At 54.5% G+C, this 14,681-nt stretch carries 10 protein-coding genes and 1 tRNA gene; 6 read left to right on the top strand and 5 right to left on the bottom strand.

The genetic code is table 11. From position 1 onward, the window contains the following. The first annotated feature begins 154 nt into the window (after positions 1 to 154). Together SIB68_RS11335 and cobJ are read left to right on the top strand one after the other, a co-directional pair. Positions 155 to 1,735 (top strand): hypothetical protein, encoded by a 1,581-nt coding sequence (locus SIB68_RS11335; protein WP_236069075.1) that lies wholly within the window; start codon positions 155 to 157, stop codon positions 1,733 to 1,735. Between the two features lie 175 nt (positions 1,736 to 1,910). After that, entirely contained in the window at positions 1,911 to 3,689 is a 1,779-nt protein-coding gene (cobJ, locus tag SIB68_RS11330; RefSeq protein ID WP_063400831.1) for a precorrin-3B C(17)-methyltransferase, read from the top strand. A 65-nt stretch (positions 3,690 to 3,754) separates the two neighbouring features. On the opposite strand, the gene crtL is transcribed toward cobJ, so the two are convergent. From crtL to SIB68_RS11315, 3 genes are all read right to left on the bottom strand, one after another. Next, complete coding sequence (crtL, locus tag SIB68_RS11325) at positions 3,755 to 5,035, bottom strand: lycopene beta cyclase (protein WP_063400832.1); 1,281 nt, start codon at positions 5,033 to 5,035, stop codon at positions 3,755 to 3,757. 209 nt (positions 5,036 to 5,244) lie between these two features. Next, positions 5,245 to 5,526, bottom strand: coding sequence for a hypothetical protein (locus SIB68_RS11320; protein WP_063400833.1), 282 nt, complete (start codon positions 5,524 to 5,526; stop codon positions 5,245 to 5,247). A 204-nt stretch (positions 5,527 to 5,730) separates the two neighbouring features. Then, a tRNA-Pro gene (locus SIB68_RS11315) sits at positions 5,731 to 5,804 on the bottom strand. A 67-nt stretch (positions 5,805 to 5,871) separates the two neighbouring features. On the opposite strand from SIB68_RS11315, the gene lipA reads away from it, so the two are divergent. Next, a complete protein-coding gene (gene lipA / locus SIB68_RS11310; RefSeq protein WP_063400834.1) occupies positions 5,872 to 6,756 on the top strand; it encodes a lipoyl synthase in 885 nt (294 codons plus the stop codon). Between the two features lie 2 nt (positions 6,757 to 6,758). Here the strand turns inward: lipA and SIB68_RS11305 are convergent, their stop codons facing one another. Together SIB68_RS11305 and gltB are read right to left on the bottom strand one after the other, a co-directional pair. Further along, positions 6,759 to 7,067, bottom strand: coding sequence for a YciI family protein (locus SIB68_RS11305; protein WP_063400835.1), 309 nt, complete (start codon positions 7,065 to 7,067; stop codon positions 6,759 to 6,761). A gap of 3 nt (positions 7,068 to 7,070) precedes the next feature. Next, positions 7,071 to 11,654, bottom strand: coding sequence for a glutamate synthase large subunit (gene gltB / locus SIB68_RS11300; RefSeq protein ID WP_063400836.1), 4,584 nt, complete (start codon positions 11,652 to 11,654; stop codon positions 7,071 to 7,073). A gap of 126 nt (positions 11,655 to 11,780) precedes the next feature. Here gltB and SIB68_RS11295 point away from each other — a divergent pair, with 126 nt between their 5' ends. From SIB68_RS11295 to rpsG, 3 genes are all read left to right on the top strand, one after another. Continuing rightward, complete coding sequence (locus tag SIB68_RS11295) at positions 11,781 to 13,484, top strand: phosphodiester glycosidase family protein (RefSeq protein ID WP_063400837.1); 1,704 nt, start codon at positions 11,781 to 11,783, stop codon at positions 13,482 to 13,484. Between the two features lie 283 nt (positions 13,485 to 13,767). Further along, positions 13,768 to 14,145: a 30S ribosomal protein S12 gene (gene rpsL / locus SIB68_RS11290; protein WP_011131146.1), complete on the top strand. Its 378-nt coding sequence runs from the start codon at positions 13,768 to 13,770 to the stop codon at positions 14,143 to 14,145. Positions 14,146 to 14,210: 65 nt separating this feature from the next. Next, entirely contained in the window at positions 14,211 to 14,681 is a 471-nt protein-coding gene (rpsG, locus tag SIB68_RS11285; protein WP_011131147.1) for a 30S ribosomal protein S7, read from the top strand.

Raw genomic sequence — 14,681 nt, 5'->3', positions numbered from 1 at the left:
TACACGTAAGTTTACAACTCCAAAAGAAGCAGATTTTCAACGCTAATTAACATAAATCAATCAACTAATCCAACACTGCCGCCTTGCAAGGAGTTGCCACGCTTTTACCCACACCGGGTGGCTGCCCAGAATGACCAAATCTTGCCTCCCTCCAATGCCGCTTTCGAGCCGGCGTCAGCAATTCAATCTGTCGTTATGGCATGGGAAGGCCATGCGCCTATTGCAAGGCCTGGTGTTGGTTGTGCTGCTGAGCATCTCTGGGCTCTCTCCCGCACAAGCCCTGCCAGGCTGGCCCTTTAACAACCAAAACAAGGAACGTTCAACAACGCAATCCTTACGCGTGCCAGCGCCAACTGGAACTCTGCAAGAGATTGCCCCACCAGGGGCAGTACAACAACTGCGAGAGCAACTCGCCAAGCATCACCCCCAACTGAGCCTGGAAAGCCCAACAGACGGGACAGTGCTTAAGAAGGATGGGAGCTGGGAGCTCTTCCTCAATTTGAAGGACTGGCCACTGACCAACGATCCAGAACTAGGCCTCGGTGCCCATGTTGTGGTGCAACTTGATGAGAATCCACCACTCCGCATTAGCGAAGCAGATGGTGGCCAACTGCGTATTGCGATGGAAGGCCTGCAGCCTGGAAGTCACAGACTCAGCGCCTACGCCGCTTATCCATGGGGCGAAGCTGTAAAGGATCCCAAGGCCAGCCTGCAATGGCGGCTGCATCAGCTTCAACCTCTGCAAAAAACGCAACCGACAGAAGATGAGCCTTGGTTCGTCACCGTTAGCCCCTCAGAACTCAGCAACACTGAACCCCTTCTATTGGACTGGTTGATCTGGAATGCTCCCATTCAGAACCTTAAAGAAGGCGATGGCCGCTGGCGACTCCAAGTGAGTGTGAATGGTGAAAGTTTCCAAATCACTCACCAAGACGCCATTTGGATCAAGGGCCTGCCCTCAGGATCAGGCCCCATTAGCGTTCAAACAGAGATGCTCGACGGCTTTAGTAAGCCAATTAATCCAGTATTCAACAACCAACTGAGGATTGTTCAGACCAGCGAAGCAGTCAAGCCAGTTTGGATGCAGGCAACGCTGACAAATCAGCAAGTAGCAAGGCTCTTAGGGGAACCCCAGCCAGAAGAAGACCAGCCTTTGGCTGATCAAACCCCTCAAGACAAATCAGAAGCCCCGCAAATCTCGACACTTGACAACGCATCAGAACCAAAACCTATCCAAGACGAACTTTCTGATCCGTCTGCAAAACAGGAGTTAGCGCTCTCCAGTGAACCCGATACAGAGCTCGGGTCTGGAGCCGAACTAAAGCCAGAAGCCGAAGCCGAACCAGAATCTCCTTTAGAGCCAACCCCTGATCTAGAACCAAACCCTGATCCAGACTCGGCTCTCGAGCCAACTCTTGATCTAGAACCAAACTCTGATCCAGACTCTGCTCTCAAGCCAACTCCTGATCTAGAACCAAACTCTGATCCAGACTCTGCTCTCAAGCCAACTCCTGATCTAGAACCAAACTCTGATCCAGACTCTGCTCTCAAGCCAACTCCTGATCTAGAACCAAACCCTGATCCAGACTCTGCTCTCGAGCCAACTCCTGATCTAGAACCAAACCCTGATCCAGACTCTGCTCTCGAGCCAACTCCTGATCTAGAACCAAACGCCGAACTAGAGCCAAAACTCAAAGCAGACGCTGCCCAAGCCTCCCCAAGACCCAATTCCTAACCCTCTTGGCCAACCCTTGATTGATCCAAAAGCATGCTTTAACGCTCATGCCGAGATCAAATAAAAGGAAACAGCCTCCAACGTTCCCCTTGGCCAACCTGCCCTGACCCATCCCGACGCACCTAGCCCCGCTCTGCGCCTGGCTCTTGGTCTCTCTGTCAGCGCCTGGCCCCTTTTGCAAAGGCTTGCAAGACGCCACCAGGTGGATCAACTGGCCCTTACCCCGCGTGCAGCAAACACTCTCGAGGGAACACCTCAAAGCCTTGTAGTTGGCCCCGCCAGCGAAGTGCTGAGCAGAAACTGGCAGCCAAACGGGGTCTTGCTCATCGTGGGTGCTATCGGCGCCGTGACCCGCTTAATTGCTCCATTACTGATTGGGAAGGACAAAGATCCCGCCGTGATCGTCCTTGATGCCCATGGCAAACACATCGTGCCATTGCTGGGCGGTCACCAGGCGGGCGCAGAACAACTTTCCATGGAACTGGCCGCAGAGCTAGGCGGCCATGCTGTACTCACCGGAGACGCCAACAGCCAAAACCGCTTGGCCCTCGATAGTTTTGGCAAAGGCTGGGGCTGGCGACGTAGCGGCAGCCGCGACAACTGGAATCAGTTGATGCTGACCCAAGCCCAAGGGGGGAAGCTTTTGCTTCTGCAGCATTCTGGTGCGACGTTTTGGCAAACAACTGCTGCTGCACAAGACGTTTTTGATGCCAATGCCAATGGTGATAAAGCTCGGCCAGACCAGCTAACCATCGGCCCACAAAGCAGCATGTCTTGCAGCTGGCATCCCGCCAGTCTATGGATTGGAATTGGCTGTGAACGCGATACAAGCCTGAGCCTGCTTGAGCGTGCCGTGGCAGCTGCCCTAGCAGAGGCAGGCCTTGCCCCAGAGGCAGTAGCAGGCCTTGCCAGCATTGACCGAAAGGCCGATGAAACCGCTCTGCTCGCTCTCGCGCAAGCAAAGGACTGGCCTGTGCGCTTCTTCAACGCTGATGCCCTCGCAGAAGTTGACGTACCCACACCTTCTGCTGTGGTAGCAAAAGCTATGGGCACCTCTTCCGTGGCCGAAGCAGCAGCACTACTCGCAGCTAACAACAAAGGCACTTTGCTGCTAACCAAACAGATTCACCACGCCCAAAACGCTGAACATGGTGCTACCACCATCGCCATCAGCGAAGCCAATCAACCTTTTGCACCCCAAAGAGGCGAATTGCATCTAATCGGAAGCGGTCCTGGAGATTTGGCCTTTCTCACCCACGATGCCCGTGCAGCACTAGCCCGCAGTGCCATATGGGTTGGATACGACCTCTACCTCGATCTACTGGAACCGTTGCGCCGCCCAGATCAAGCCCGTCTGGACGGGCAACTCACTCGCGAACGGGATCGCTGCCTTAAGGCCCTGGAGCTAGCCCAACAGGGAGCACGAGTCGCCTTGATCTCTTCAGGAGACAGTGGCATCTACGGCATGGCCGGCCTAGCCCTGGAACTATGGCTCACACAACCCCCTAGTGATCGGCCACAATTTCAGGTGCATCCAGGCCTCTCAGCCCTGCAATTAGCCGCCGCCAAGGTAGGTGCCCCTCTGATGCACGATTTCTGCAGCGTGAGTCTCAGCGATCGCCTTACTCCCTGGTCAAAGATTGAAACCCGCCTGAAAAGTGCAGCCAGCGGAGATTTCGTGGTAGCCCTTTACAACCCACGCTCTCAAAAACGCGACTGGCAGCTGACGCGTGCCATTGAACTCATGCTGGAGCATCGAGCCCCCAGCACGCCAGTGGTCGTAGCACGTCAACTTGGACGAGCGCAGGAAGACATACAGCTGCACACACTGCAGACGCTGCCAGTCAAAGAGGTGGACATGCTCACGATTGTGTTAATCGGCAATAGCAGCAGTCGTTTGCAAGACAATCATGTGGTGACACCAAGGGGATACCCCGGAGCCGAACTGGCTTGAAAACAAGGCAAAGTCAGTCAAGCTGAACATTGTTTCAAGGCATCTCTGAATTGACAGGGCACTTTTTAGCGAGGCGGAAAAAGAAAGCGTGAAAGCAACTTCAGCTCCCGCCCCTGCATACCCATTAGGCCCCAGCGAACACTCCAAGGGGCGCTAACAAACATGTTCACCATGGCAGCGACCAATTCCCGCAGGCTAAGAGTGTTGGTCAAAAAGCCGTACCATTCTTCGCTCGGCAAAGCAAAGAAACTGACAAAGAAATCACGCAGTTGGGGCTCTTTAAAACGCATCAGCTTCTCAAGGCCAAATTGATAAAGAGCATGCTTACGGCGCAACTCCTTGGGCCAAAGAGTCTCCCAACCTGCAGCCGCGAGCACCGCCGGCCCCGCCCCTGGATCGGCCATGGCTTCAGCCACAGCCTTTGCAACATAAGGTGCGCGGCGCAGCATGCTGCCCACCAAATAGCCCGAAGCAGGGTGCACCATCGCCGCCGAGCCGCCGAAACCAAGCAGCGGTTGCTGCAGGTCAGGCAGAGGCAAATTCATCGGCAGGAAATAACCAAGCTCCTCGTGCTGCAATTCAGTGATCGTTAAGCCTTGATGAGCCAATCGCCGCTCCAAGCGTGAACGCAGGGTTTCTAATGACACCGGAGGCGCGAGCCCTAGCGATGTTTCCTCTAAGAAGAAGCATCCCCCACCAAAGTCCATGGCATAAAGAAACGTGGGTGGCTCAGCTTTCTCCGCAGGGCTCAGATGATCACAGCGGTAGTCCATCAACACAAACTGGCCAGGCTCCACTGGGGGCTTATTGAAACGTCCCACCACGCCAAAGCAGGTCTGAACCGCCACCGGCCCATGATCTACATGACGCAGAAATACCGGCTTATAGCCAGTTGCATCAACCACCAAACGAGCTTGCAGCTCAACACCTTCCGCGGTGGTCACAGTACTAACGGTGGAATCAGCAGCAAAATCAGTTGCAAGACCTTGATGCCAAGTCAAACCAGCAGCTTCGCATTGCTGCAACCAATGCTCCTGTAGCTTGATCTTGTCGAATAGGCCGTAATCCCGATGATGAGGACTTGGCCGATTCTCGTCAGCATTGGGGTCAGAGGCGCCTGGGCCAAAAAAACTCACTGTGTTCGACCAGCGGTGCTCGAGCAGGTGCCCCATATCAAAGGCATCCACCTCGTCACCCCAAATGCCATAGGTATATGGCCATGGCTCGCGAGGATTGCCAACCGTCAGTGCTGAGACCTGTAAACCCTCCTTGCCCAGGGCTGCAGCAATGGCCAGGGCCGCCGGACCAGCGCCAAGCACCAAGACATCCACCACTGCCTCTGTCACTGGCTCACCAGAACAATTGGTTGGGCATAAGCCACCAGCAAAGGCATTAGTAGACAGCGATAGACGTTGTTGCTCTCGTCAACCACCACTGTCAGGGAACGTCTCTTAAAAAGAGACTACCGCCCCTGGCGATAGTGATTTAAACGACATAGCTTTCTCGTGACTTTGCAACATCGTTTAAAGAGCAATCCTCTTGATACCGCAAGCGCTCAGCGACAAGGCTTCATAACAGTGGTCATTGCGATAGCCATTTGCTCATCCTTTGAGACGTACTCAATAGGAGTGTCAGACACAACAGCTTGAGCAGCACGATCCAGTGGATAGAGCCCCAATAGGCCACCCTTCCTAAAGGCTCCCAACCAATGCACCGACCACTCCACACGACAAGAAACAAGATAAATCGGCCGACCGTGATCTACAGCCATACGTGGATTTAGAACAAAAAGAACAGCCGCAATTGCCACTGCGGCAAGGAAAATTACTGGTTTCATCACTTCAAATTTCCCTTAAGCCTTGAACCTCCATTCCAAAAGTCAAGCAGCTGACGCAAGTTTTCCTTAGCCTAGGCATTAAGAATCCATCAATAGTCTTCCCAGGGTTTACTCATGCATCCCACTGGCAGGCCTTAAGAATGATCAGAGAACTGATTGATATCAATTGTCAAAGGGATTACCTCGGACTAAAGCAACGATCAATCGGGATGACAGGATTCGAACCTGCGGCCCCTTCGTCCCGAACGAAGTGCGCTACCAAGCTGCGCTACATCCCGATAGGCTCACTGTAGAAGGTGAAGTCGCCTGGAACTGCTGCTGCCAGTGGGTTCCTGAACTGCTCTCATGACTGGAAAAGCCTTACTGAAACCCCACTGGTTGCGCGTCAAGGCTCCACAACAGCAACGAATCGGCGAGGTAGCCGAGCTGCTGAAGGGCCTCAATCTCAAGACGGTGTGTCAAGAAGCCAGCTGCCCGAATATCGGGGAGTGCTTCGCAGGAGGAACTGCCACCTTCTTGATCATGGGGCCGGGCTGCACCCGCGCTTGCCCTTACTGCGACATCGACTTTGACAAAAGCCCACGCTCCCTAGACCAAACTGAGCCAGAGCGCCTAAGCGAAGCGGTGGCTCAGATGAACCTTCGTCATGTGGTCATCACTTCAGTTAACCGTGATGACCTCAGCGACGGGGGAGCCAGTCAATTCGTCGCATGCATCGAGGCCATTCGCCAACGTTCTCCCCTAACCACAATTGAGCTGCTAATTCCAGATTTCAACGGCAATTGGGATGCCCTCGCCAAGGTAATGAGAGCAGCTCCGGAGGTGCTCAACCACAATATTGAGACCGTCCCCCGGCTCTACAAACGGGCTCGTCCACAAGCTGACTACATGCGATCTCTTGAGCTGTTGTATCAAGTGCGGCAAGGCTGGCCGAAGGTCTATAGCAAGTCCGGCCTGATGGTGGGGCTAGGTGAAACAGATGCTGAGGTGATTGAGGTCCTAGAGGATCTACGCCGTCACCTGGTCGACATAGTAACTATCGGCCAATACCTATCGCCAAGCCCAAAGCATCTGCCAGTCGATCGCTTTGTGACACCAGAACAGTTCGAGTATTTCCGCTCTATGGGGGAAACCGAGCTGGGGTTCCTCCAAGTGGTTAGTACCCCTCTTACACGCAGCAGCTACCACGCCGGCGAGGTCCAGCGGCTGATGGCCGCCCACCCACGCTGAACTCAAGCCATGAGCTCCCCACACACAGGGATCCACTGCTGCAGATCCCATTTAACTAAACCCTCAACAATCATCGGGTCCTGTTCGACTAAGCGTTTGGCTGCTTCAAAGGAGTCTGCCTGCAGCACCAACAACCCTCCACCTCCTGGTCGTTGTTCAGCATCAACCAAAAAACCACTCGAAACCTTGACACCTTCGGAGCGCAAAGCCTTGATCCATTCATGGTGGGCAGCTAAGTAAGTCTGCCGCTGCTCTGGCAAAAGGGTCAAAGTCTGCGCCGTAAACTTCTCGGTTTTGATAAACCAAGGCATTCATCAGGCTGCAACTTTCTCAAGCAAAGTTAAACCAACATTGACCTTTTCACTGGGTGGAACAAGCACCTTAAACAGTGCTTTCCAACTGATCCAGTTGGCCAAAATCGCCTTGGCTTTTGTACTGCCGGTCTGCGCGAGATGGGCTTCGAGGAGTGTTTTGAGAATGGCTTCCTGCTCAACAGTGGTTAGCGAGAAAATCTCAACAATCTCTTTGTTCACAAGATCGCTCACCATTCCCTGCTCATCAAGCAGGAACGTCACGCCACCGGTCATCCCTGCCCCAACATTGCGGCCAGTTGATCCCAACACCACCACCACCCCACCGGTCATGTATTCACAGCAATGATCCCCCGCACCTTCAACAACAGCCTTCACACCGCTATTGCGCACAGCAAAACGCTCGCCAGCCCTACCTAAAGCAAACAACTCTCCACCGGTCGCGCCATACAGGCAAGTGTTGCCCAAAATCACCTGGCTGCCGCTTTGATCTGCACTCGAAGCTGGTACGAGCGTGATCCGACCACCATTCATGCCTTTACCGACATAATCATTGGCCTCACCCTCCAAGCGCACATTCACCCCCTGCAGCAGAAATGCCGCAAAACTCTGACCGGCAGCCCCCTCAAAGGAGAGATCGAGCTGACCTCGAAAACCTTTGTTGCCATAGCGTGCAGCAATCTCACCAGAGATCCGTGCACAAACGCTGCGATCCGTGTTGACGATCGCGAGATTGCGGGCGATATGACCATGGCTATCTATCGCTGCCATCAGCTCGGCATCAGCAAGCAGCTGATCCTCGAGGATCGGGCCATTGTCATGGGCCTTGGCGTCATGAATCAACCAAGCCCGATCAACGGCCCCCGGAATCGGATCCAACAAGCAAGAAAGATCAAGGGTTTGGGTCTTCACAAGGTTGAGGCTGCGAGGCTCAAGCAGCTCTGTGCGGCCAATTAGATCCTCAAGCCGAGCCACACCGAGCACACTCATCAGTTGGCGCACCTCCTCAGCTACAAACAGAAAGAAGTTGACAACATGCTCCGGGACACCTGGGAAGCGCTTGCGCAAGCCCTCCTGCTGGGTAGCAACCCCCACAGGACACTTGTTGGTATGACAGACGCGAGCCATGATGCAGCCCTCGGCAATCATCGCGACTGAGCCGAAACCATATTCCTCAGCACCAAGCAATGCGGCGATCACCACGTCCCAACCAGTCTTAAGACCACCATCAGCACGCAATAACACACGATCACGCAAGCCATTTTCAAGCAGTGAACGGTGTACCTCGGTGAGACCTAACTCCCAAGGGCTTCCAGCGTGCTTAATCGAACTCAGAGGCGAGGCACCTGTACCACCGTCATGACCAGAGATCTGAATCACATCGGCCTTGGCCTTCGCCACTCCAGCAGCAATCGTGCCGATGCCAATCTCAGCAACCAGCTTCACGCTCACCTTGGCAGCAGGGTGAACCTGATGAAGGTCGTGAATCAACTGGGCCAAATCCTCAATTGAATAGATGTCGTGATGGGGAGGTGGCGAGATCAGCGCCACACCAGCCTTGCTATTGCGCAACTTCGCGATGTAGGGATCAACTTTTTGCCCAGGCAGCTGACCTCCCTCACCAGGCTTTGCCCCTTGAGCCACCTTGATCTCAAGTTGCTTACCGCTCCGCAAATATTCCGGCGTCACACCAAAGCGACCAGAGGCGACCTGCTTAATCGCAGAGCAAGCAGTATCGCCATTGCGCAAACCCTTAATGCTGGGCAGCGTTGCTGAACGACTCTCAAGATCGACATCAGCAAGGATCTTGAATCGAGCCGGATCTTCTCCTCCTTCACCACTGTTGCTCTTCCCACCGATACGGTTCATCGCCACGGCAAGCACCTCGTGAGCCTCGCGCGATAAGGCGCCAAGACTCATTCCACCAGTACAAAAACGTGCGCAAATGGATTCAACACTTTCAACCTGATCTAACGGGAGGGGTGCAGGGGCTAAGCGAAACGTCAGCAGGTCGCGCAGGGCAGTAGCAGGCCGATTCTCCAGCAGGTTCTTGTAGGTAGAGAAGTGGTCGTAGCCCGGCCCAGCCCTCACGGCCGCATGCAGGGCCTTAGACATTTCCGGAGTGTTGAGATGAAATTCACCGCCACTGCGATATTGCACAAAGCCCATGAACTCGAGCTTGGTGCGATCCAATTCAGGAAATGCCTTGGCATGGAAGGTGAGGGTCTCGCTAGCCAAGTCATTGAGACTGAGTCCAGCCACTCGACTGGTCGTGCCCTTAAAAGCCAGCTCAATTACATCGGCACCGATACCAATCGCCTCAAAAATCTGAGCGCCGTGGTAACTAGCAAGTAAGGAAATACCGATCTTGGAGAGGATCTTGCGCAGGCCATCTTCCTGCGCCTTACGTACGTTGACCTGGGCCTGATCAATCGTCAGCGCTGGCAATTTGCCGGTTTCAATCAGTTTCTGAGTACGAGGATGCTGCCACCAATGCCGCGTAGTCTCCCAAGTAAGCCAAGGGCACACAGCGCTAGCGCCATAGCCGATTAGACAGGCCAGATGATGGGTGCTCCAGCACTGTGCCGTGTCGACCACCAAGGAAGCATTCAGCCGCAAACCCTGCTTCAGCAAGTGGTGATGCACTGCACCAACCGCTAGCAGCGGTGGAATGTAGGTGGTGCTAGCAACAACCCCGCGGTCGGAAAGCACCACGATCTGGCTGCCATCGCGCACAGCATCCTCTGCTGCAACGCAGAGTCGTGTAAGAGCACTTCCCAAACCGCTAGGCCCATCATGAATGGGCAGCAAAGTGGAGAGTGTGGTATTTGGAAACTCCAGCTGACCAAAAGCTGCAAGTTCCGCCTCATTGAGAATCGGAGTCTCTAGATGAATCAACGAAGCCGCCGCCGCCTCAGGCTTGAGGGGAGAACCACGCTTTCCCAGATGCATCTCGAGACTCATCACCAACTTTTCCCGCAAGGGATCAATCGGCGGGTTCGTGACCTGCGCAAAGCGCTGCTTGAAATAGTCGTATAGGAGGTGGGGCTTATCGGAGAGCACCGCCAATGGGATGTCATCACCCATGCAAAAAGTGGGTTCTTTGGCCCCAGCCGCCATTGAGTCGATGATTAACTCCAAATCCTCAGCAGTGAAACCGAAGGCTGTCTGCTGCTGAAGCAGTTCCAGATCTCCCAGTTGAGAATCCTGCTGCCAAGACTTTTGACCAAGCTTGCAACGGTTTTGGCTGAGCCATTCGCCATAGGGATATCGGCCAGCAACCTCCTGCTTGACATCCCAATTGCGCAGCAAACGACCCTTTTCAAGATCAACCGCCAACATCTGCCCAGGGCCAAGGCGTCCCTTCTCGATGATGCGGCTTTCCTCAAGCTCAACCACGCCAGTTTCTGAACCCATCACCACCAAGCCATCACTGGTGATGCAATAGCGGGCCGGGCGTAAGCCATTGCGATCGAGGCTGGCACCAACACTGCGACCATCTGAGAACACAAGCAAGGCTGGGCCATCCCAGGGCTCTTGCGTGCACGCGGAATACTCATAAAAAGCCTGAATTTCTGGCTTGTCAGCCAGCTCTGGCTGTTCCCGGAAGGCCTCAGGAACCAAAGTCAACAAGCTGTCAACAATCGGGCGACCACTGCGTACAAGCAGCTCCAGAGTCGCGTCAAGGTTGGCGGAATCACTAAAAGCTGCATTAACAACCGGTTTGAGATCAGCCGCATGAACACCCCAAACGCTATCTAGGTTGACTTCAGTGGCCCTAGCCCAATTCAGGTTGCCCAACAACGTATTGATTTCACCGTTATGACCGAGCAAACGCATCGGCTGGGCGAGTGGCCAACGGGGCAACGTATTGGTGCTGAAGCGGCGGTGATAAACCGCAAAAGGAACCTCAAAGCGAGGGTCGCGGAGATCGGCATAAAACGCCGCAAGCACCTCGGAGCGCACCATGCCTTTGTAAACGACAGTGCGACTACTTAGTGAGGCCAAGTAGAGATCATTGGCATGCTCTCCCCAGGCCCGCCGAGCACGATCTCCGATACGCCGCCGCAATCGAAATAACAACGCCTCCAAAGCATCACCTGGCTGAGATCCCTGCACCAGCCACTGCTCGATAACCGGCGCTGTATCACGGGCGAGGGGACCCAACACCGCCACATCCACAGGGACTTCACGCCATCCTCTGGACCTGAGACCGAGGGACTCGGCCTCCTGCTCGCAAAAGCAACGTGCTTCTGCGCGACGTGCACCATCTCGAGGCATAAACAACATGCCCAGGCCACAACGATGTTTTGCAGCTTCCACTGCAGACCACACGGCCTCAAGATAGCTCCAGGGAATAGCGCAAAGCAGACCTGCTCCATCTCCGGAATCCGCATCACCTCCGCAACCACCGCGATGTTCCATGCAGTTCAGGGCCCGAAGTGCCTGCTGCAAAATCCAATTGCTAGCTAGCCCATCAATTTGAGCCAAGAAACCAACGCCACATGCATCCTTTTCGCCAACCACGGCCGTAGGAGCGCTGCTGTCGCAATAGGGCCAATTGGAACGACGGTGATCCTGAGACATAACCTTCAGCCAAACTATTTTCCTGCACCGCAGTGGACTGCGGTCACAGTGAAAAGCTCAATCACTGATCCTAGGCAGGCGCCCTCCTCTAAGACTTAGCCGAATGAGAGGACTAGCGTCCAAATCATGGTTTCTCCTCCTCCCCCACCTCCAACTGTTGAGGTAAGAACCGCGAACTTATTTGTTGGAGATCGCCTCAACATCGATGGTCAGTTAATCGAGGCCCCTTGGCGCTGGAGAGGCCATTGGGATGGCACTCCAAACCAGCTCTGGCTTCCCCTGGATCTACTGGTCGGACGTTTTGGCTTCCGCAGGTCCACCCAGCCAAACGGACAGCAACTGCAATGGTATGGAAGCAAAGCCTCTCTGAAATCCCTCCCACAAATCACGCTTCAAGATGAAGTGGCATTGAATGTGGCCGAATGGCTCACGACGACAGGAGTCAAGATCAAGCGGAAAAGCAAGACCCTTCACGTTGAACTGCCAACACCACGCCTCAAAGGTCTTCGGCAGGGCAAGGGCAGCAATTCAAATCGTCTGGTGCTTGACCTAAGCGGTCCGGCACTCGTGCAAAGCCTTGACAACAATCTCCTTCTTAATCTTCAGGTCACCGCCCAGCAGCGTAAGCAGATGAAGGCATTAGGCCTGATGCCCAAGCAGCAACGCAATGGCCTCATGCTCATCGGTCAGGCAGAAGCCCTAAGCAGCCTCACCCTGGACAAACCCTGGCGCATTGTTTTGGACGGTATTGGCAAGCACAGCAACGCAACAAACCTGAGCTCACCACTGCTCAATCCATCCATCCAGGCCCTCATCCAGCGCGGCCTGATCTTCGACACAAAAGTGGTGAACGTTGGGGTCAAACCACTGCAGATCACCAGGGTCGGTACAAATCTGTCAAAGCAAGGCCTGCTCCTCAGGCCTCTGCCGCAAATTAACCATCAACAAGGCCTGCGTTTTCTCAACCAGTTGGCCCAACCTGCAGACGCTCTGATCGCCATCAACGGGGGTTTCTTCAATCGAGTGCGCCAGTTGCCCCTAGGGGCCTTACGACTTAATGGCACATGGTTTTCAGGGCCAATCCTCAATCGAGGGGCAATCGGCTGGGGCCCTAAAGGACATCTATCCTTCGGCCGCCTGCAACTTCAACAAGAACTTCAAGGTTCTAATGGGCAGAGATGGAATGTTGACACCTTGAATAGTGGCTATGTGCAGCGAGGCCTTAGTCGCTACACCAGAGCCTGGGGGCCTATCTACCAAGCCCTCAGCGGAGAAGAACAAGCAATGATGATCATCAACGGGCGAGTAGTACAGAGCTTCCAGCAAGTGCAGCTGGCCCGGGGGGTTCCTCTGAGGAAGGATGGGGATCTGGTCGTAGCCAGAGGAGGCTTCCGTTTACCGGCGGCGACTGGTGAAACAGTGAGCATGCGGATGAAAGCATCACATCCTCTTGGCGAACTGCCTCAAGTGCTTGGTGGGGGTCCATTGCTGCTGCAAAACGGGCGGGTGGTTCTGTCTGGAAGACAAGAAGGCTTCAGCCCAAGCTTTCTATCCCTTGCTGCTCCACGCAGTGTGGTGGGCCAAGGTGGTGGAAAGCTCTGGCTACTCACTCTCAAAGGGGCCAGGGGCAGCGATCCAACCCTGCTGGAGACAAGCCTAGCCCTGCAAAAACTGGGGATCAGAGACGGCCTGAACTTAGATGGAGGCAGTTCAACGTCCCTATTGGTAGCGAATCAATTGGTTGTAACAGGTCGAGGCACACCCCCCAGAATCCACAATGGACTTGGCCTCATTTTGCGCCACCACAAAGGCAATCCCCAAAGAAGCTAATCAACCTCTTAAAAATGCCAGAGGTCTCGATCCAATCGCCAACAAATAATTAAAGAGATCAAACTTGGCTTCTCGCTCAACAAAACCGAAGCACTGGAAGGGCCCATACCTCCCTTATCACCACATCCTCCATCGCTTTTTAAGATTAAATTTGAAATACGTTTTGGTTGCAGAGCTGCTCTAATCGCAATCTACTCCGTCTGATCATCAATCAGGCAAGCCGAAACGGTATTGTGGTTGATTGTGGAATCAGGTCGGATCTCCGACCAAATGCCGACCTTCGATGCCAACCATCCAACAGCTGATCCGAACTGAGCGTCAGCACCTGACTCGCAAGACAAAATCTCCTGCGCTGCGCGCTTGTCCAGAGCGACGTGGTGTCTGCACACGGGTCTACACCTCCACACCTAAAAAGCCCAACTCAGCCCTACGCAAAGTTGCGCGCGTGCGCCTTACCTCAGGTTTTGAGGTCACGGCCTACATCCCAGGCATCGGCCACAACCTCCAGGAACACTCTGTGGTGCTCATCCGCGGCGGCAGAGTCAAAGATCTGCCTGGGGTGAGATATCACATCATCCGCGGAACTCTGGACACTGCAGGTGTCAAGGATCGCAGTCAATCCCGCTCAAAATACGGCGCCAAGGCGTCGAAGCAGGATTAAAGAGCCTCTTCATTAATCTCTCTCCTTATTAGCGCTACCTCCGCCTTCTCCACTCCTAACGGTCTATGTCCCGCCGCAACGCAGCCGAAAAACGCCCAGTCCTGCCGGATCCCCAGTTCAACAACCGACTGGCCACGATGATGATCTCTCGGCTGATGAAGCACGGCAAGAAGTCCACTGCACAACGCATCCTGGCTCAAGCCTTTGGATTGATTAATGAGCGCACCGGTGGCGACCCGATAGAGCTCTTCGAAACAGCCGTAAAAAACGCCACGCCACTGGTGGAAGTAAGAGCCCGCCGTGTTGGTGGTGCCACATATCAGGTGCCGATGGAAGTGCGCCAGGAGCGAGGCACGGCAATGGCCCTGCGCTGGCTGGTGAACTTCTCTCGCGCCCGTAATGGCCGCAGCATGTCCCAAAAACTGGCTGCTGAACTAATGGATGCCGCCAATGAGGCTGGCAGCGCCGTTCGCAAGCGAGAAGAAACCCACAAGATGGCAGAAGCGAACAAAGCTTTCGCCCACTATCGCTACTGA

The organism is Prochlorococcus sp. MIT 1323, assembly GCF_047304905.1.
GTDB lineage: Bacteria > Cyanobacteriota > Cyanobacteriia > PCC-6307 > Cyanobiaceae > Prochlorococcus > Prochlorococcus marinus_D.
Note: the sequence above shows the minus strand (reverse complement) of the source record. Positions and strands in the feature narration are given on the sequence as shown.

Bases quoted from the DNA above. Each gene is read 5' to 3' on its own strand.
- SIB68_RS11335 (WP_236069075.1), top strand. From the start codon at position 155: ATGCCGCTTTCGAGCCGGCGTCAGCAATTCAATCTGTCGTTATGGCAT.
- SIB68_RS11320 (WP_063400833.1), bottom strand. From the start codon at position 5,526: ATGAAACCAGTAATTTTCCTTGCCGCAGTGGCAATTGCGGCTGTTCTT.
- lipA (WP_063400834.1), top strand. From the start codon at position 5,872: ATGACTGGAAAAGCCTTACTGAAACCCCACTGGTTGCGCGTCAAGGCT.
- SIB68_RS11305 (WP_063400835.1), bottom strand. From the start codon at position 7,067: ATGCCTTGGTTTATCAAAACCGAGAAGTTTACGGCGCAGACTTTGACC.
- gltB (WP_063400836.1), bottom strand. From the start codon at position 11,654: ATGTCTCAGGATCACCGTCGTTCCAATTGGCCCTATTGCGACAGCAGC.
- SIB68_RS11295 (WP_063400837.1), top strand. From the start codon at position 11,781: ATGGTTTCTCCTCCTCCCCCACCTCCAACTGTTGAGGTAAGAACCGCG.
- rpsL (WP_011131146.1), top strand. From the start codon at position 13,768: ATGCCAACCATCCAACAGCTGATCCGAACTGAGCGTCAGCACCTGACT.
- rpsG (WP_011131147.1), top strand. From the start codon at position 14,211: ATGTCCCGCCGCAACGCAGCCGAAAAACGCCCAGTCCTGCCGGATCCC.